This is a genomic window from Sphingomonas bacterium, from assembly GCF_903644135.1.
Lineage (GTDB): Bacteria > Pseudomonadota > Alphaproteobacteria > Sphingomonadales > Sphingomonadaceae > Sphingomonas.
The window spans coordinates 1-17,508 of sequence record NZ_CAHJXA010000003.1; the positions used below are offsets into that span (position 1 = coordinate 1).

Genomic DNA, 17,508 nt, shown 5'->3' on the forward strand with positions numbered 1-17,508 from the left:
CGCGCCGCCGCGCTCGCGCCACTGGTCCCGGCTGCGGGCGGCATCGGCGTGATCGTCGCAGGCAGCGTCGGCGACTATCGCGCCGGCGACGAACTGTGGTGCGAGGTGCTGGAACCGGCGATGTTCGGCCAGGCGATGAACCGCGACGTGCTGGTCCCCCGCCCCGGCGGCCGCTTCGTGTTCGGCCGGCTGATCGGCCGCGAAACGCCCGGCGGCAAGCTCCACCTGCTGCCGCCCGGCGCGGGTGCCCGCCAGCAGGTCGTGACCGATCCTCCATGGCTCGCCCGCCCCACCCGCCTCATCCGCACCCTCTAGTGCAAGCGGCGGGTGGTAGGCGCTGACGGGCTCGAACCGCCGACCTGCTCGGTGTAAACGAGCTGCTCTACCAGCTGAGCTAAGCGCCCTCGATCACCCCGTGCCAAATCACGCGCGCTGCCGCAACCGTTAGCCGAAGGGAAGCCCCGCGCGGCGCAGTGTTGCTACGTGATCGCGCATGGCCCGTGATGCGCCGGAGGACAATTCCATAAAGGCGCGGCGTCGGTCAAACGGGTCGGGATGCCGTTCCAACAGGCCGCTGTCGGTCAGTTTGCTGATCCAGCGCAGCGCCGTCGTGGGAGCAACCGACGCCGCGATGCAGAGGCTGGACACCGATACCTGCGTTCCTTCGAGATCGGCCGCAAACAGGTCCAGCAGGATATCCCAGGCGGGGTCCTCGAAAAAGCCGCTGCCGAAATGCTGGTCGCGCAGACGCCGGGCCCGGATCGCGCGGCGGACTTCGGCAGCGTCGATGACGACATCGGCACGATGCTCCTGCTTGAACGGCGTCGGATGATCAGAGACGATGTGAGTGACGGGCCGCTCGTCGCCGCTGCGGCGCGTCAGACGGGCAAGCACGTCGGCGATCCGCGCAACCTCTTCGTTAAGCCGGTGCAGTCGCGCCGCTTCGCCTTCGCGCACGACGTCGTGGACCAGCATCGCCCCACGCTGTTCTGTGGCGATAGCCAACGCGACCACGCGATCGGACAGTGTCGGGGAGCATAGCAGCTGCGCGCGAGCGGACAGCATCGTCGCCGCCACGATGTCGATCGATCGGTGCTCGAGGGCGACCACGACCGGCATGTCGAGCGCTGCGGCAAAGGCGTCGATACGCGGCAAGACCCCCACCAGGATATCGTCGTCCGTTCCCTCCGTCTCGACCATGATGATCGAGCAGGCAGTATGCTGGCTCAGCGACGGTCCGACATCCTGCCAATCCAGCCGTTCGACCAAGCGGGCATTGACCGCGGCGATCGCCTGTTGACCTGCCGCATGTCCATTTGCTGCGCCGATGACCATGATCGACGTGCCGGGCTCACGCTCGATCGTGGCCGACGCCTGCAATATCATCATCCGTGTTCCACCAGAATAGCGGGATCAACATGGATGGTTAACGCGAAGGATTGTGCCGATGGCAAGGGGCTCCGGCCCAATATGCGCCCATTGTGATGCCGACAATCCCGCTTGGTCCAATCCTGCGGTTCGGGAACCGATGGCTCAGCCCAGCGCCTTGACGATCTCCTCGGTCATCTTCTTGGCGTCGCCGAGCAGGATCATCGTGTTGTCCATGTAGAACACGTCATTGTCGACGCCAGCATAGCCTACCCCGCTCATCGAACGCTTGATGAACAGCACGGTCTTGGCTTTCTCGACGTCGAGGACGGGCATGCCGTAGATCGGCGAGGTCTTGTCGGTCTTCGCCGCTGGATTAGTAACGTCGTTGGCACCGATGACGAAAGCGACATCAGTCTGCGCGAACTCGGCGTTGATGTCCTCCAGCTCGAACACCTCGTCATAGGGGACGTTGGCCTCGGCAAGCAGGACGTTCATGTGGCCGGGCATGCGGCCGGCGACCGGGTGGATGGCGTATTTGACGCGCACCCCCTGCGCCTTCAGCTTGTCGCCCATCTCGCGCAGGACGTGCTGCGCCTGCGCGACCGCCATGCCATAGCCGGGGACGATGACGACCTGTTCGGCCTGCTCCATCAGGAAGGCAGCGTCCTCCGCCGAGCCGCGCTTCCACGGCCGGTCGGTCTTGGCCGCGCCGCCGCCCGCCGACGCCTCCGCGCCGAAGCCGCCGGCGATGACGCTGATGAAGCTGCGGTTCATCGCCCGGCACATGATGTAGCTGAGGATCGCGCCCGAGCTGCCGACCAGCGCGCCGGTAATGATCATCGCGCTGTTGTGCAGCGTAAACCCCATCGCCGCCGCCGCCCAGCCCGAATAGCTGTTGAGCATCGACACCACGACCGGCATGTCCGCCCCGCCGATCGGCACGATGAGCAGGAAGCCGATCGCGAACGACAGGATGGTGATGGTCCAGAACACCCACGGGCTCTGGTCGGTGACGAAATAGGCGATCAGGCCGAGGATGCCGGCGATCACTGCCAGGTTGATCGCATGGCGGGCGGGCAACAGGATAGGCTTGCCCCCCATGTTGCCGTTGAGTTTGAGGAAGGCGATGACCGATCCCGAGAAGGTGATCGCGCCGATCGCGACACCAAGGCCCATCTCGACCCGGCTGACCGGGTGGATGACCGCGAAGGGCTGGCCGAGCAGCGGCACGACGAGGTCGGCGATGCCGAACGCCTGCGGGTTGAGGTAGGCGGCGGCGGCGACCAGCACCGCGGCGAGGCCGACGAGGCTGTGGAAGGCGGCGACGAGCTGCGGCATCGCCGTCATCGCGATGCGGCGGGCGGTGGTGAGGCCGATCGCGGCGCCGATCCCGATAGCGGCAAATATCAATCCGAACGTCGGCCAGTCTATTACAAAAGCGGGCGCGATTTTGAGGTTGCGACAGACCGGCTCACCGCTGCCGCCCGCAGTGTGCATCTGACTACAGATTTGTTCAGCGCCACCTGCGACCAGCGATCCCGGCACATGCGTCGCCAGGGTCGTCACCACTGCGATTGTCATGCCGACGATGCCAAAGCGATTGCCGCGCTGGCTCGACACCGGCGACGACAGCCCGCGCAGCGCCAGGATGAAGCACACCCCCGCAACCAGATAGGCGACGGCCACCCAGGGGTTATCCGACAGCGCGTGCTCCATGCTTCAGCGCACCTTCTTCTTGTACATCGCCAACATCCGCGCGGTGACCGCGAAGCCGCCGAAGATGTTGACGCTCGCCAGCACAATGCCGAGCAGCCCCAGCGCCTTGGCGACTGGCGACCCGCTGGCGGCGGCGGCGATCAGCGCGCCGACGATGATCACCGACGAGATGGCGTTAGTCACCGCCATCAACGGCGTATGCAGCGCCGGCGTCACCGACCAGACGACGAAATAGCCGACGAAGCAGGCGAGGACGAAGACCGACAGGATCGAGACGAAATCCATTAGTGCGTTCCTTTCGTCACTATCCCATCACGTGCCGCAACCATCGCAGCGAAGAGAGTGTCAGCACGATCGAAAAAAGCAGGCAATTCCTCCGCCGCATTGCGAAGCCGCTTTTGCCGATCGGCCAAGTAGGCCGATCGCGGGTCCTTCAGCGGACGAGCAGGTTGACTGAGCGGTGGCGGTGGCGGCGGTGGCCCGAAACATTCATAGACCGTCCTTTCATCCTGTGCCTGTTGCTCTCTCACGGCAGCGCGATAAATCGCTTCAAAAGAGGTGTTCTTCAACGAACGAACAAATGCCGCATCACGTCGATGATTGAAATCGCGGTAGGGCTGAACAACCTCGGACGAGCAGTGAACGGTCACGAAGGTCATGTATGCCTTGGCCTGCCGAACGAAATCGGCCGAATCGATCCTCGCATCGCCCGTCTGGGCAGCAGCGAACATCAGCATCAGCACGATCACCCGGTCAGCCTCGCGTTAACCACCGAGCCGCCCTGCGTCAGCCGCACCTCGTCTCCGATCTCCGCGTCCAGCACCGGCCGCCCCGCTTCCTTGTCCCAGAACGCGCTGAGGAAATTATACAGGTTGCGGCTGAACAGCGCGCTGGCGTCTGCCGCCAACCGGCTCGGCACGTTGCGGTGGCCGACGATGCGGACGCCGTGGCGCTCCACCACCTCGCCGGCGACCGCGCCCTCGACGTTGCCGCCCTGCTCGACCGCGAGATCGACGACCACGCTGCCCGGCCGCATCGTCGCGATCTGCGCGTCGCTGACCAGCCGCGGCGCGGGCCGGCCGGGGATCAGCGCGGTAGTGATAACAATGTCCTGCTTGGCGATGTGCGCCGACACCAACTCGGCCTGCGCCACCTTATATTCCGGGCTGGTCTCGCCGGCATAGCCGCCCGCGCCCTCGCCCTCGATGCCGGCGACCTTCTCGACGAAGACCGGCTTGGCACCGAGCGACAGGATCTGCTCGCGCGTCGCCGAGCGGACGTCGGTCGCCGACACCTGCGCGCCCAGCCGCCGCGCGGTGGCGATCGCCTGCAGCCCGGCGACGCCGACGCCCATCACGAACGCCTTGGCGGCGGCGATCGTCCCCGCCGCGGTCATCATCATCGGAAAGGCGCGGCCATACTCCGCCGCCGCGTCGAGCACCGCCTTGTAACCCGACAGGTTCGACTGCGACGACAGCACGTCCATCGACTGCGCACGGGTGATGCGCGGCATGAACTCCATCGCCAGCGCCTCCAGCCCGGCGGCCGCATAGGCGTCGGTCCGGGCTCGCTCGCCGAACGGGTTGAACGTCGCGACCACCCATGCCCCGGCCGCGACGCCCGCCAGCGATGCGGCCTCGGGTGCCTGAACGCCCAGCACGATATCGACGCCCGCCAGCGCCTCGCCCCGCGCCACGACGCTGGCACCAGCATCGCGGTAGGCAGCATCGTCGATCGAGGCGGTCGTTCCAGCACCCGTCTCGATCGCGACGGTCGCGCCCAGCGCGATGAACTTGCGAACCGTTTCGGGCGTCGCCGCGACGCGTCGCTCGCCTTCGGCGGTCTCGCGAAGAGCGGCGATCTTCACTTGGCGGCGGGCGCGATCAGCCAGATCACCATCGCCGCGATCACCGCCACGCCGATCCCGCCCCAGAACAACAGGGAAATCAGCCCGGCATAAGTATCCGCATGGCCCTGGATATCCTTGTCATCGGCCATTTGGTCATCTCTTTCCTGGTTGTTGGGCCAACCTTAACCGCGCCGGACATCCGCCTCAACCCCCGCGCGACGCGCTTAAGCCGCCCTTTACCGGCGCGTCCTATAGCGTCGCCTCGAACGGAGACGAACGAAGCGATGACGCGTAACGGGCAGCGGCTGCTCCTGCTGATCGACGACGAACCGGCGCAGCGGCGGCTGGTGGCGGCGGTCGCGGCGCGCGGCGGTTGGCGCTCGATCTTCGCGCCAGACTCCGAGACCGGCATCGCCCAGCTCGGCACGCAGGACGGGATGCAGCTCGACGCGATCCTGATCGACTATGCCCGCCCCGATGGCGACGCCGCCGGGCTGATCGCCGCGTTGCGCGAACGGCGGCCGGCTCTGCCGATCCTGATGCTCACCGCCAATGGCTCGGTCGCACAGGCGGTGACCGCGATGCGCGCCGGTGCCACCGACTTCCTGGTCAAGCCGCTCGCCCCCGACCGCCTGCTCGCCGCGCTGGAGGCGGCAGTGGCAGGCACCGCCGCCGGCGAATTGCGGCCGCTGACCGAGAAGATTCCGGCGCTGCTGGCGTTTGACGAGATTGTCGGCTCCTCCCCGGACTTCCGCGCCGCGCTCGCCATCGCCGCCAAGGCGGCACGGGCGCGGGTGCCGGTGCTGATCGAGGGCGAGAGCGGCGTCGGCAAGGAGGTGGTCGCCGAAGCGATCCACGCCGCTTCTCCGCGCGGCAAGAAGCCGATGGTGACGGTGAACTGCGGCGCACTGTCCCCCAATCTGGTCGAGTCGGAGCTGTTCGGCCACGAAAAGGGCGCGTTCACCGGCGCATTTGAGCGCAAGATCGGCCGCTTCGTCGATGCCGATGGCGGCACGCTGTTGCTCGACGAGATCGGCGAGATGCCGCTGGACGCGCAGGTCAAGCTGTTGCGCGTTCTGCAGTCGGGCGAGGTCCACCCGATCGGTGCCCGCCACCCGCGCCATGTCGACGTACGCGTCATCGCCGCAACCAACAAGCGCCTGCTCGACGAGGTCGAGGCGGGACGCTTCCGCGAGGACCTGTATTACCGCCTCAACGTCGTGCCGGTGACGATCCCGCCGCTGCGCGAACGCGCCGCCGACATCCCGGCGCTGGTGCGTCACCTGCTCGCCCGCGTGGCGCAACAGCCGGGATTGCGGCCGCTAGGCATCACCGACGACGCGATGGCGCTGCTCGGCGGCTATGATTGGCCGGGCAATGTCCGCCAGCTGCAGAACGCGCTGTTCCGCGCGGCGGTGCTGTGCGACGGATCGGCGCTGACCTCGGAAGATTTCCCGCAGATCGCAGCGCTAGGCCAGCGGCGCACCGCCACCACTGCGGCGGCGGTCGCGGGCGGGGTGACCCTGTTCCGCCCGGACGGCAACATGCGCCCGCTCGAGGATATCGAGGCCGACGTGATCCGCCTCGCCATCGGTCATTACCGCGGCCGCATGACCGAAGTGGCGCGGCGGCTGGGGATCGGACGGTCGACGCTGTACCGGCGGCTCGGCGAGCTTGGCATCGACGCCGCCGGCTCAGCCGCCGCTTAGCGCGCGGTCGCGTAACCCCCGCCAGACCCTAAGCGCCTGCACCGTCTCGGCGACGTCGTGAACGCGGAGCAACTGCACCCCCGCCTCGACACCCTTGAGCGCCAGCGCGACGCTGCCGCCGAGCCGCTCGCCGACCGGCGCTTCGTTGGAGAGCGCTCCGATCAGCCGCTTGCGGCTCGCGCCCAGCATCAGCGGCACTCCCAAGCCGTGAAACACCGCCAAGTTGTTGAGGAGTGCGAGATTGTCCGCAAGGCTCTTGCCGAAGCCGATACCGGGGTCGGCGATGATCCGCGCCCGCTCGACGCCGCCGGCGACCACCGCCTCGATCCGCGCCTCCAGCCAGTCGAACACATCGGTTACGACATTGCCGTACGCGACGCGGCCATGTCCGCCCTGCGAGGGATCGGGCGAGTGCATCAGCACCACCGGGCAGCCGGCCCGCGCCACTACCGCCAGCGCTCGCTCGTCCCACAGCAACGCCGACACGTCGTTGACGATGCCCGCACCGGCAGCCAGCGCCGCCTCCATCACCGCCGCCTTGCGGGTGTCGACTGATACCAAGGTGCCGCTCGTCGCCAGGCGCTCGATCACCGGGACGATGCGCGCGATCTCGTCTCCCTCCCAAACGGTCGCAGCACCTGGCCGGGTCGACTCGCCGCCGATGTCGACCAGCGCCGCCCCCGCTGCCGCCATCGCCACCCCGGCCGACGCCGCCGCCGCCGGATCGTCGCGATGCGCGCCCCCGTCCGAGAAGCTGTCCGGCGTGACGTTGAGGATGGCGGCGACCAGCGGCTGGTCGAAGCGCAGCGTCCGCTCGCCGAGCACCAGCGGCGGGCGAGGAGCAGTGATCCGCGCGTGCAGGGTCACCGCCCTCTCGCCAAGCTCCGCGACCTGGCTGACCGGAACGATCCACCGCCGGTCTCCCTCGATCACCTCATAAGCAGCGAACCATTGCAGGCCGCCGGCGAGCCGCACGGCGGCTCCATCGGGCAGGCCGATCGGCGTGTCGATGAAGTGGGTTGGGCGGAGATGGAGCGCATCCTGCGTCAATTTCGGTTCAGCCCCATGTCGCGGCTCTGAAGCTTGACCTTCCACAACGCCTCGGTTGCTTCGATGTCTGCGCGGTCTTCTGCCGATCCGGCAACTTGAAGGATACTGACCTGGTAATCCGCCGGGTCTCTGCTCTTCAGCCCGACGTTGCCGCCATGTCCTGTCTCAACATAGTCGGTCCAGCGACCAAGGAATCCCTCGACTCCCGTAGCAGCGCCGACATACTGTTCGTGCGTCCTTGGACAGGTCAGAAGATAGACGCCCCGCGCAGCCGCCAACGCGGCGCGCCAGCCGTTCGGCAAGGCGGCGAGGTCCGACAATTGGGCGACGAATGCCAGGTGGCCAGGAAAGGCAGGTTCAGCAAACGATTCCCGCCACGCCAGAATAGTCTTGTCTTGTTTGTCAGCTCGTTGCGCCCAAGTGCGGGTTCCGCCGCCCCAATCTATGACGAGGCGGCCAACGAAACAGGAGAGCGCCTCTTGCCTGACAAGCTCGTATAGCTCGTAATCAACTAACAAAGCGGTGTCCCGCCCGGAGATCGGATCGAGCCATCCATCGGAGATCGCGCCTGCGGAGCTAACCGCCGAAAGCCCGGCGAACAGCGTCTTGCCACCCGGCTCGACCACGAAAGCAGCCCAGAACGGCGAAGCGAAATAGCTGCGCCGAGATCGCTTTTGCACGCGTTGATAGTCGTCGAAGCCGTTTAAATCGTCGCGCCACAACGAATATGGTGTACGACCATGCCGCTTGGTTTCGTGGCGCAGCAAACGAACGTCACGCGGCGCGATGCCAGCGTCAGCCAGCAGCGTGTTGAAGACCAGCGGCACTAAGGCTGCGTCGCCAGCAGGTACGTCTGCCGCAACGAGTCGATCGGTCGCAGCGCGCCCTCCGCCTCATGGTGCCAGAAGGTCCAGCCGTTGCACGCCGGCGCGCCCTGCAGGCTGGCACCGAGCTTGTGGATCGAGCCGACCTGGCCGCAGTCGCTGAGCAGCGAACCGTCGGCGCGCACCTTCGCCCGCCAGCGCCGCTTGGCGTCGCTCAGCACCGCGCCAGGGGTCAGATAACCATTCTCGACCAGCACCCCGAACGCCACCTTGGGTGCGGCGCGCGGGCTCTGCATCGTTGCCAGCGCCGATTCGTCGAGCGGCAGTGCCGCCGCGATCCGCTCCGCCGCCGCCGCGCAGTAATCCGGCTCGCGCTCGATGCCGATCCAGCGCCGGCCGAGCCGCTTGGCCACCGCGCCGGTGGTGCCGGTGCCGAAGAACGGGTCGAGCACGACGTCGCCGGGCTTGGTGCAGGCGAGCAGCACGCGGTAGAGCAGCGCCTCGGGCTTCTGCGTGGGATGGATCTTTGCCCCGTCCCTCTTCAACCGTTCCGGCCCGCCGCAGATCGGGAATTCCCAGTCCGACCGCATCTGCAGCTCGTCATTGAGCGTCTTCATGCTGCGATAGTTGAAGGTGTAGCGCGCCCGCTCGCCCTTGCTGGCCCAGATCAGCGTCTCGTGCGCGTTGGTGAAGCGGGTGCCCTTGAAATTGGGCATCGGGTTGGCCTTGCGCCAGACGATGTCGTTGAGGATCCAATAGCCCAGGTCCTGCACCGCCGCGCCGACGCGGAAGATGTTGTGGTAGCTGCCGATCACCCAGATTGTGCCGTCGTCCTTGAGCACGCGGTGCGCCTCCACCAGCCAGGCGCGGGTGAAGGCGTCGTAATGTTTCAGGCTGTCGAACTTGTCCCAGTCGTCGGTGACCGCGTCGACATGGCTGCCGTCGGGGCGGAACAGCTCGCCGCCGAGCTGAAGGTTATAGGGCGGGTCGGCGAAGATCATGTCGACCGACCGGGCCGGTAGCGCCCGCATAGCCTGGATACAGTCACCGATGACGATCTCGTCCAGCGGCAGCACCTCCGCCACTGGTGCCGCGCGCGCGACCTTGTCGATGACTCCCACCGTGCGTCCCCCTTGCCACCATTCGCCCAATCGGCACCGGCTGCGTCAAGCGGACATTGGTTAACGCAAAAGGTTGAGGCTTCGTTAACCAAGCGGAACATGATTGCACCGGCTCAACATCTTGAGTCCGGCAGGAATGCGACCCTCAAGCGCTGGGGTGTGGCGCAAAAGACTCGGCGGCCAGCCGAACCGATTGCGCGACCGGTGCGAAGCTGCGGCGATGGAGCGGGGAGGGGCCGTGCTCGCGCAGCGCCCGCAGATGCGCGGGGCAGCCATAGCCCTTGTTGGAGTGCCAGCCATAATGCGGGTGCGATTCGGCATGGGCGACCATGATCGTGTCGCGGGTGTGCTTGGCGACGATGGAGGCGGCGGCGATCGACAGGCTGATGCCGTCCCCGCCGACGATCGCGGTGGCGGCGAAGCTCCAGCGCGGCAGCCGGTTGCCATCGACCAGCACATGGCCGGGATCGACGCCCGCTACCGCGACCAGATTCTCGACCGCAAGCGTCATCGCCTTCATCGTCGCCCAATAAATATTGAGCCGGTCGATCTCGGACGGCTCGACGATGCCGACCCCGACCGCGGCGCGGGCATGGAGCAGGCCGCACAGCCGCGCGCGCTCGGTGGCGGGCACCTTCTTGGAATCGTCCAGACCGCGCGGGACGCCCCTGGCGGGCAGGATCACCGCTGCGGCGACCACCGGTCCGGCGAGCGGCCCGCGGCCGGCCTCGTCCACCCCGACGACGGGGGCGAGGCACAGTTTCTCGTGGCGCAGGTGCGGCATCAATCCTCGATCTCGTCGAACGGCACGACGTCCAGCGCGTGCCCCATCGGCCCATGCCCCTGCCCCAGCCCTGGTGCCGACAGCAAGGCGGCGCGAACGAAGCGGATCGCGCGGGTAATCGCTTCCTCCATCGTCAGCCCCGCGCCCAGGCCGCAGGCGATCGCACTCGCAAGCGTGCAACCGGTGCCATGACTTGAGGTCGTGGCAATCCGCTCGCCGGTCCAGATGCGGCGGTCGCCGCCCGGCAGGACCAGCTCGTCGGTGATCTCGTCGCCCTCGCCATGACCGCCCTTGACCAGCACGGCAGTGTCGGTTCGCCGCAGCATCGCTTCGCCGCCGAGCGCGCGCAGCTCGGGCAGGTTGGGGGTGACCAGCGTCGCGATTTCCATCAACCGGGCAAAAGCAGCGATCGTCGCCGCATCGGCGAGCGCGTCGCCGCTGGTCGCGATCATGACCGGATCGAAGACGATCGGCACGTCCAGCGCCGCCAATCGCTCCGCCACCGCCATCGCCACTTCGGCCGAGCCGAGCATCCCGATCTTCACCGCGTCGACGCCGATGTCGCCTGCGACGCTGTCGATCTGCGCCAACACCATCGCGGCGGGCACCGGCATCACCGCCTGCACGCCCATCGTGTTCTGCGCGGTGATCGCCGTCACGGCGGTCATCGCGTGGCCGCCGAGTATGGTGATCGTCTTAACGTCGGCCTGAATGCCCGCACCGCCGCCCGAGTCGGAACCGGCGATGACGAGGATGCGGGGGATGGTCATGCCGGGACGGCTGCGAGAGACATCGCCGTACTCTGCCATGCCAGCGCCATATGGAACAGCGGATCGGCCGGCAAAGCGCGAGTGGATGGAAGTGCGCTAATCGACGGGCGTCAACCCCGGCCGATCATCCCCGCGACGCCATCGAGCAGGATCCCGACGTGGCTCTCATCGACCAGCGACTCCGCCACTGCGCGTGCAGCGGCCGAGCGGCCTTCGCGCACCAGCCGCCACAGGCCAAGCAGCACCGCCTCGGGTTCCTCGACGGTGGCAAAACAGGGACGCTGGAGGACGATGTCGGCGACCGATCCACGGTCCAGAGCGTGCATCGCGACGCTCAGTGCGTCGTCGCCGCCCATTTCCGGTCCGGCGACGCTGAAGGCATGAACCCAGCGTCGCGCCCGATCGAGAACGCCACGCTCGAACGCTGGCAGTTCGTTGATCGGACGATCAATCAGGTCGTACACGATAGCCACTCCCAGATGAGAATGACTATCAGTTACAGTGGTGAAGCAGCGCCGTCAATCGGGGTCATGCACCCCGATCGACGGCCGGAAACGTGCGAACGGCGCTAGATCAGGCGGCGACCGCCTCGAAATGACCGCACCAGTCATTCGCCTCGACCTTGGGCCACACGCCGGCGGTATCGCCGCTCGGCTGGCTGATCGGCGGATTGTAGCGGCACAGACCGAGGTCTGCACTGGCGGTTGCGTCGAAGAAGCGGCAGTTCTCGCAGGCTGCGGCGTCGGCGGTCTTGAGCGGCATGTTGAGTTCCTTTGTGATATCGGACGTCGAAACCGCCTTTACTGCCGCATTGTTCCCCCAAACAAGTAAAATCAACAAATGCGAGACGTTCTCACAGAACAGTGAAGAAGAGTTGCTTCAACTATTGTGAGAACTATTATCAGTAGCAGACGAGCATCGGGCTTACGCGGCGCTCCTGATCGCGGAGCAGATGGCGTCGACCACCCGCTCGACCTGGCCCTGGTCGTCGCCTTCCGCCATCACCCGGATCACCGGCTCGGTGCCCGAAGGACGGATCAGCACCCGGCCGCGGCCCTCCAGCTCGGCCTCGCCGGCGGCGATCGCGTCCTTCACCAATGAGATATCGAGCGGTCTGGCACCGCGCTCGAAGCGGACGTTCTTGAGCAGTTGCGGCAGCGGCTCGAAGCGGTGCAGCACCTCGCTCGCCGGAGCATCGGCGCGGCGCAATTCGGCGAGCACCTGCAGCGCCGCGACCAGACCATCGCCGGTGGTGGCGTAGTCGGCGAGGATGATGTGTCCCGACTGCTCGCCGCCGACGTTGTAGCCGGAACCGCGCATCTTTTCGAGGACATGGCGGTCGCCGACCGCGGTGCGCACCAGCCCCAGCCCTTGCGCCGCCAAGTGCCGCTCCAGCCCGAGGTTGGACATGACGGTGGCGACCAGCCCTCCGCCCTGCAGCCGCCCCGCCCGCGCCCAGCCCGCCGCGATCGTCGCCATCAGCTGGTCGCCGTCGACCACGCGGCCGGCCTCGTCGACGACGATCAGCCGGTCGGCGTCGCCGTCGAGCGCGATGCCGATATTGGCCCCCGAAGCCACCACCGTCTCCGACAACGTCTGCGGCGCGGTCGAGCCGACGCCGTCGTTGATGTTGGTGCCGTTGGGATCGACGCCGATCGCGATCACGTCGGCCCCCAATTCCCACAAGGCGCTGGGCGCGACCTTGTAGGCGGCACCGTTGGCGCAATCGACCACGATGCGCATCCCGTCGAGGCGCAAGTCCTTGGGGAAAGTCGCTTTGGCCGAGTTAATATAGCGCCCCTGCGCGTCGTCGATCCGCCGCGCCCGGCCGATCACCTTCGCTTCCGCCAGGGGAACGTCGCCGTCGATCAGCGCCTCGATCGCCGCCTCCGCCTCGTCGGAGAGCTTGTAGCCGTCGGGGCCGAACAGCTTGATGCCGTTGTCGGCGAAGGGGTTGTGGCTGGCCGAGATCATCACGCCGATGTCGGCGCGCATCGACTGGGTCAGCATCGCGATCGCCGGGGTCGGCAACGGCCCGGTCATGATCACGTCCATGCCGACCGAAGTGAAGCCGGCGATCAGCGCCGATTCGAGCATATAGCCCGACAGGCGCGTGTCCTTGCCGATCAGCACGCGGTGCTTGTGCTCGCCGCGCAGGAAATAGGACCCCGCCGCCATGCCAACCTTCATCGCCATAGCCGCGGTCATCGGCGACAGGTTGGTCAGCCCGCGGATGCCGTCGGTACCGAAATATTTACGCGCCATCGTCTCTCTCACCGTCATCCGAGCCTTATGGCGGGGTCCACCGTCGTACCTGCTATCACAACGCGGCAAAGCCGCGTCGTCGACCCTCGGCATTGCCGAGGCGGGCCGTGCTTGCCGGTCTCATGAGCAGCGACGCTGCGAATGTGCCGGCAGCGCATCAGGTGACGCCGTGCATCAAGCGCTTGAGCAATGGCGAGATCGCCAGCAGCAGCACCCCCGCGCCGATCGTCAGCTCGCCGCCGGTCAGGAAATTACCTAGGTAGGTGTGCAGCGACAGCTCCGGATTGGTCACCTGCCCTGCCACCGTCTGCACGGCCGAGGCCTGCGCGGCGGCACCGGCGATATATTCGCCGACCGAGAAGGACAGGAACCACACCCCCATCATCATGCCGACCACGCGTGCGATCGACAATTTGGTGATCATCGACAGCCCCACCGGCGAGATGCACAGTTCGGCGATCGAGTGGAGGAAATAGGTCAGCACCAGCCACCACAAGGATACGCGGAACGCCCCGTCGGCAAACCCGCCGCTGAAGTTGAGGACGACGAAGCCGAGGCCAACCAGGATCAACGCGGCCGCGAATTTGATCTGGATCGACGGCTCCAGCCCGCGCTTCGCCAAGGCGAGCCATAGCCAGCCCAGCACCGGCGCGAACAGCACTACGAACAGCGCGTTGAACTGCTGCGTCGCCGCCGCCGACATCGAGAAGCCGAATATCGCCAGCGTCGTGTTGCGGTCGGCGAACAGCGTCATCGACGATGCCGCCTGCTCGAACAGCGCCCAGAAGGTCACGTCGAAGACGACCAGGATGATGGCGGCAAACATCATCTCGCGCTCCGCCTTGCTGCCGACCCGCGCCGACCAGATCGGGATGCCGATGACGGCGGCGATGAAGATGAGCAGCAATGCCTTGCCCAGCACCGGTGTCGCGGCGAGATAGGCGATCACGCCGCTTCCCGCCTTCGCCTCGGGCGTGGTCATGACGTTGTGGAAGACCAGCCAGAACACGGCCACCGACGCCAGCGCCAGCAGGTAGATCAGAGGTGCGCGATCGGGGCCGGTCCGCGGCGGCGGCTCGCCATGGCCGGCAAGGCGGCCGCCGTCGAACTGAAGCATGGCATAGGCGATCAACAGCACCAGCGCGACGATCAGGAAGCCGGCGAACCAGCCGACATGGCCGACCAGCCACGGGCACGCCGCCTGGCCGAGCACCGAGCCGATGTTGATCCCGGCGTAGAAGATCGTGAAGCCCGCGTCGCGTCGCCGGTCGCTGGACGCGTAGAGGCCGCCGACCATGGTCGAGATGTTGGGTTTGAAGAAGCCATTGCCGACGACCACCAGGCTGAGCGCGACCAGCAGCAGCGACGTGTAGAAGGGCGAGCGGTCCGCGCCCGAGCTGAACGAGCCGGCGGCGACGGTGCGCTCGACCTGGCCGGTGGGTGAAAGCAGCTGGACCGATCCGTCGGGCAGGCCGTGAATGGTCAGCGTCCGTCCGTTCACCGCGACCGTCTGCGGCGCATTGTTCACGGCGAGCGGCGTTGCCGGCGCGGCCTGCGACACGTCGAACCGCGCGCCGTCGATGGTCGCGTAGGGCTGACCCTGCTGACCACCGAAACACAGCAGGAAATAGCCGAGTGCCATCACCAAAGAGCCGAACTTCACCGACCGTTTCGAGCCCAGATAGCGATCGGCCAGCCAGCCGCCGACCACGGGTGTCAGGTAGATGAGGCTGAGATAGCCGCCGACGATGCCGCTCGCCTGGTGGTCGGGCAACAGGAAATGCTTGGTGAGGTACAGCACCAGCAGCGCCCGCATCCCATAGAAGCCGAACCGCTCCCACATCTCGATCGAGAACAACCGCGCGAGCTGGGGCGGATGGCCCAGCCAGGTGCGTTCGGCGAGCGGCTGAACATGGCTGATGTCCGGCTCGACCGGGCTGTCGGCGGTCGGCGTGTCGACCATGTGGCGAGGCTCCTGGAATGTCCCTGGCACGCCGTCGTCGCGCGGCGCTACCGAGCGGCAACCTAGCGGCAATCCCCCGGCTGTAAATGGCGGCACCCGCGCCTACATCGCGGCGATGTTCAACGATCTCTCCACGCCCCTGTCGCTGCTCGCCACCCGCCGCTCGGGCAAGCCGCGCGACCTGGTAGCGCCCGGTCCCGACCTGCCCGAGCTGCGGCAGATGCTGGCGATCGCCGCGCGCACGCCCGATCATGGCAAGATCGCGCCATGGCGCTTCATCATCGTGCGCGACGATCAGCGCGATGCGTTCGCCGCGCTCCTCGCCCAGGCTTATCGCGCCGAGCGGCCCGACGCGCCCGCCGCCGATCTCGCCGGCGTCGAGCAGTTCGCGCATCAGGCTCCGGCGCTGGTGGTGGTGATGTCGTCGCCGCGGCACGACCACAAGGTGCCGGTGTGGGAGCAGGAGCTGTCGGCTGGCGCAGCGGCGATGAACCTGCTCCATGCCGCGCATGCGATGGGCTATGCGGGCGGCTGGCTGACCGGCTGGGCAGCGTTCTCTCCCCAGGTGCGCGACGCCTTCGGGACGGCGGCGGAGCGGATCGCCGGCTTCCTGTTCATCGGCACGCCGGCGCGCGCGCTGGACGAGCGGCCGCGGCCCGATCTCGATCGGGTGATCAGCGAGTGGCAGGGCTGACTCGACTTCCCAGGTAGCTTGCTGTATTAGCACGGCATGACAGCAATGAGCAGCGAGGACAGCCCGGTCTATATCCGCCTGCGCGGTACGATCGCGGCCGGCATCCTGCGCGGCGATTTCCGTGCCGGCGACCAATTGCCCTCGGTGCGGGCGCTCGCTGCCGAACATGGCGCCAATCCGCTGACCGTCGCCAAGGCCTATCAGAGCTTTCAGGACGAGGGCTATGTCGAGGTCCGGCGCGGCGTCGGCATGTTCGTGCTGGCCGGCGCGGCCGAGCGGCTGCGGGTCGCCGAGCGCGAAAGCTTCGTGACGCAGCACTGGCCGCGTATCAGGGCCTATATCGACCTGCTCGGCTTCGATCCCGCTGATCTGCTGGCGCGCGACCTGGCGGAACGCGAACGCGCCTGACGGCGCTTTGCGTTGAAGCGAAGAGCCGGTAGCGGGCTCGGCAGCCATGGCAGCGGAAGGACGTATATGGAGACGATCGGAGTCATCGGCGCGGGCCAGATGGGAGCGGGTATCGCACAGGTGTCGGCGCAGGCGGGCCATCGCGTGCTGCTCGCCGATGTTGGGCTTCCCCAGGCCGAGAAAGGCAAGGCCGGCATTGCCAAACAGCTCGACCGTGCCGTCGCCAAGGAGAAGATCACCGCTGACGCGCGCGACACGGCGCTTGGCCGGATCGAGCCGATCGCGACGGTCGACGCCATGGCCGAGGCCGCGCTGGTGATCGAGGCAGCCACCGAGCGCGAGAGCATCAAGCGGCAGATCTTCGCCGATGTCGGCCGGGTGCTGGCGGCCGACGCGGTGCTGGCGTCCAACACCTCGTCCATCCCGATCACCCGGCTGGCACAGGCCTCACCCGATCCGGCGCGCTTCGTCGGCGTGCACTTCTTCTACCCGGTGCCGGTGATGGGGCTGATCGAGCTGATCCGCGGCCTCGCCACGTCCGACGAGACGGTGGCGAAGGTCGAGGCCTATGCGCAAGGGCTGGGCAAGCGGGTGGTGCGCGCCAACGACGCTCCCGGTTTCATCGTCAACCGCGTGCTGATCCCGATGCTGAACGAGGCGTGCTTCGCGCTGGGCGAAGGCGTGGCGACGATGACCGATATCGACGCCGGCTGTCAGTTGGGGCTCAACCACCCGATGGGGCCGCTGACGCTGGCCGATTTCATCGGCCTCGACACCTGCCTGGAGATCACGCGCGTGCTGTTCGAGGGCACCGGCGACCCCAAGTTCCGGCCCGCGCCGCTGCTGGTCAAATATGTCGAGGCGGGCTGGTACGGCAGGAAGACGGGGCGCGGCTTCTACGACTATGGCGGCGACGAGCCGGTGCCGACGCGCTGATTGCGTGGGGGCCCCGTCGTGCTAGACTTGGCCGTGAGCAACAGGAGG

Annotated in this window: 19 protein-coding genes, 1 tRNA gene and 1 pseudogene; 5 read left to right on the forward strand and 16 right to left on the reverse strand. The window is 67.2% G+C overall.

Annotated features, from left to right (window positions below; all coding sequences use genetic code 11):
* A pseudogene (locus HUU96_RS00460) lies at positions 1-315 on the forward strand (XRE family transcriptional regulator); the annotation flags it as partial.
* A gap of 13 nt (positions 316-328) precedes the next feature.
* On the opposite strand, the gene HUU96_RS00465 reads toward HUU96_RS00460, so the two are convergent.
* The 7 genes from HUU96_RS00465 to HUU96_RS00495 form a co-directional block, all read right to left on the reverse strand.
* Positions 329-404, reverse strand: a tRNA-Val gene (locus HUU96_RS00465).
* 40 nt (positions 405-444) lie between these two features.
* A complete protein-coding gene (locus tag HUU96_RS00470; protein ID WP_174290900.1) occupies positions 445-1,389 on the reverse strand; it encodes a MarR family winged helix-turn-helix transcriptional regulator in 945 nt (314 codons plus the stop codon).
* Positions 1,390-1,533: 144 nt separating this feature from the next.
* Positions 1,534-3,087 carry an NAD(P)(+) transhydrogenase (Re/Si-specific) subunit beta gene (locus HUU96_RS00475; RefSeq protein WP_174290901.1) on the reverse strand — a complete coding sequence of 518 codons (1,554 nt, stop codon included), beginning with the start codon at positions 3,085-3,087 and terminating at the stop codon, positions 1,534-1,536.
* Positions 3,088-3,090: 3 nt separating this feature from the next.
* Entirely contained in the window at positions 3,091-3,372 is a 282-nt protein-coding gene (locus tag HUU96_RS00480; protein WP_174290902.1) for a proton-translocating transhydrogenase family protein, read from the reverse strand.
* The gene (locus HUU96_RS00485) at positions 3,372-3,836 is read right to left on the reverse strand and encodes a hypothetical protein (RefSeq protein ID WP_174290903.1); all 465 of its coding nucleotides are present in this window, start codon (positions 3,834-3,836) and stop codon (positions 3,372-3,374) included. The genes HUU96_RS00480 and HUU96_RS00485 overlap by 1 nt, the downstream gene beginning before the upstream one ends.
* Positions 3,833-4,954 (reverse strand): NAD(P) transhydrogenase subunit alpha, encoded by a 1,122-nt coding sequence (locus HUU96_RS00490; protein ID WP_174290904.1) that lies wholly within the window; start codon positions 4,952-4,954, stop codon positions 3,833-3,835. Before HUU96_RS00490 ends, HUU96_RS00485 begins: the two co-directional genes overlap by 4 nt.
* Positions 4,951-5,085, reverse strand: coding sequence for an aa3-type cytochrome c oxidase subunit IV (locus HUU96_RS00495; RefSeq protein WP_174290905.1), 135 nt, complete (start codon positions 5,083-5,085; stop codon positions 4,951-4,953). The genes HUU96_RS00490 and HUU96_RS00495 overlap by 4 nt, the downstream gene beginning before the upstream one ends.
* Before the next feature lie 135 nt (positions 5,086-5,220).
* Here HUU96_RS00495 and HUU96_RS00500 point away from each other — a divergent pair, with 135 nt between their 5' ends.
* On the forward strand, positions 5,221-6,645 hold the full coding sequence (locus HUU96_RS00500; RefSeq protein WP_174290906.1) for a sigma-54-dependent transcriptional regulator: 1,425 nt from the start codon (positions 5,221-5,223) through the stop codon (positions 6,643-6,645).
* Here HUU96_RS00500 and folP read toward each other — a convergent pair.
* The 9 genes from folP to HUU96_RS00545 form a co-directional block, all read right to left on the reverse strand.
* Positions 6,631-7,695: a dihydropteroate synthase gene (gene folP, locus HUU96_RS00505; RefSeq protein ID WP_174290907.1), complete on the reverse strand. Its 1,065-nt coding sequence runs from the start codon at positions 7,693-7,695 to the stop codon at positions 6,631-6,633. The two genes, HUU96_RS00500 and folP, sit on opposite strands and share 15 nt — an antisense overlap.
* Positions 7,692-8,522, reverse strand: a complete 831-nt coding sequence (locus tag HUU96_RS00510; RefSeq protein WP_174290908.1) for a GIY-YIG nuclease family protein — start codon at positions 8,520-8,522, stop codon at positions 7,692-7,694. Before HUU96_RS00510 ends, folP begins: the two co-directional genes overlap by 4 nt.
* Positions 8,522-9,640, reverse strand: coding sequence for a site-specific DNA-methyltransferase (locus HUU96_RS00515; protein WP_302480207.1), 1,119 nt, complete (start codon positions 9,638-9,640; stop codon positions 8,522-8,524). Before HUU96_RS00515 ends, HUU96_RS00510 begins: the two co-directional genes overlap by 1 nt.
* Positions 9,641-9,785: 145 nt before the next feature.
* A complete protein-coding gene (locus HUU96_RS00520) occupies positions 9,786-10,424 on the reverse strand; it encodes a ribonuclease HII (RefSeq protein WP_174290909.1) in 639 nt (212 codons plus the stop codon).
* On the reverse strand, positions 10,424-11,194 hold the full coding sequence (gene thiD, locus HUU96_RS00525; protein ID WP_174290910.1) for a bifunctional hydroxymethylpyrimidine kinase/phosphomethylpyrimidine kinase: 771 nt from the start codon (positions 11,192-11,194) through the stop codon (positions 10,424-10,426). The genes HUU96_RS00520 and thiD overlap by 1 nt, the downstream gene beginning before the upstream one ends.
* Before the next feature lie 110 nt (positions 11,195-11,304).
* Positions 11,305-11,658, reverse strand: coding sequence for a hypothetical protein (locus HUU96_RS00530; protein ID WP_174290911.1), 354 nt, complete (start codon positions 11,656-11,658; stop codon positions 11,305-11,307).
* Positions 11,659-11,767: 109 nt separating this feature from the next.
* Positions 11,768-11,956, reverse strand: a complete 189-nt coding sequence (locus HUU96_RS00535) for a hypothetical protein (RefSeq protein WP_174290912.1) — start codon at positions 11,954-11,956, stop codon at positions 11,768-11,770.
* 162 nt (positions 11,957-12,118) lie between these two features.
* Positions 12,119-13,459, reverse strand: coding sequence for a phosphoglucosamine mutase (gene glmM, locus HUU96_RS00540; protein ID WP_174290931.1), 1,341 nt, complete (start codon positions 13,457-13,459; stop codon positions 12,119-12,121).
* Between the two features lie 157 nt (positions 13,460-13,616).
* The gene (locus tag HUU96_RS00545) at positions 13,617-15,422 is read right to left on the reverse strand and encodes a peptide MFS transporter (protein WP_174290913.1); all 1,806 of its coding nucleotides are present in this window, start codon (positions 15,420-15,422) and stop codon (positions 13,617-13,619) included.
* Positions 15,423-15,537: 115 nt separating this feature from the next.
* On the opposite strand from HUU96_RS00545, the gene HUU96_RS00550 reads away from it, so the two are divergent.
* The 3 genes from HUU96_RS00550 (at position 15,538) to HUU96_RS00560 (ending at position 17,460) form a co-directional block, all read left to right on the forward strand.
* Positions 15,538-16,116, forward strand: coding sequence for a nitroreductase family protein (locus tag HUU96_RS00550; protein ID WP_174290932.1), 579 nt, complete (start codon positions 15,538-15,540; stop codon positions 16,114-16,116).
* A gap of 36 nt (positions 16,117-16,152) precedes the next feature.
* Complete coding sequence (locus HUU96_RS00555) at positions 16,153-16,524, forward strand: GntR family transcriptional regulator (protein WP_174290914.1); 372 nt, start codon at positions 16,153-16,155, stop codon at positions 16,522-16,524.
* A 66-nt stretch (positions 16,525-16,590) separates the two neighbouring features.
* Complete coding sequence (locus HUU96_RS00560) at positions 16,591-17,460, forward strand: 3-hydroxybutyryl-CoA dehydrogenase (protein ID WP_174290915.1); 870 nt, start codon at positions 16,591-16,593, stop codon at positions 17,458-17,460.
* Positions 17,461-17,508 lie beyond the last annotated feature (48 nt).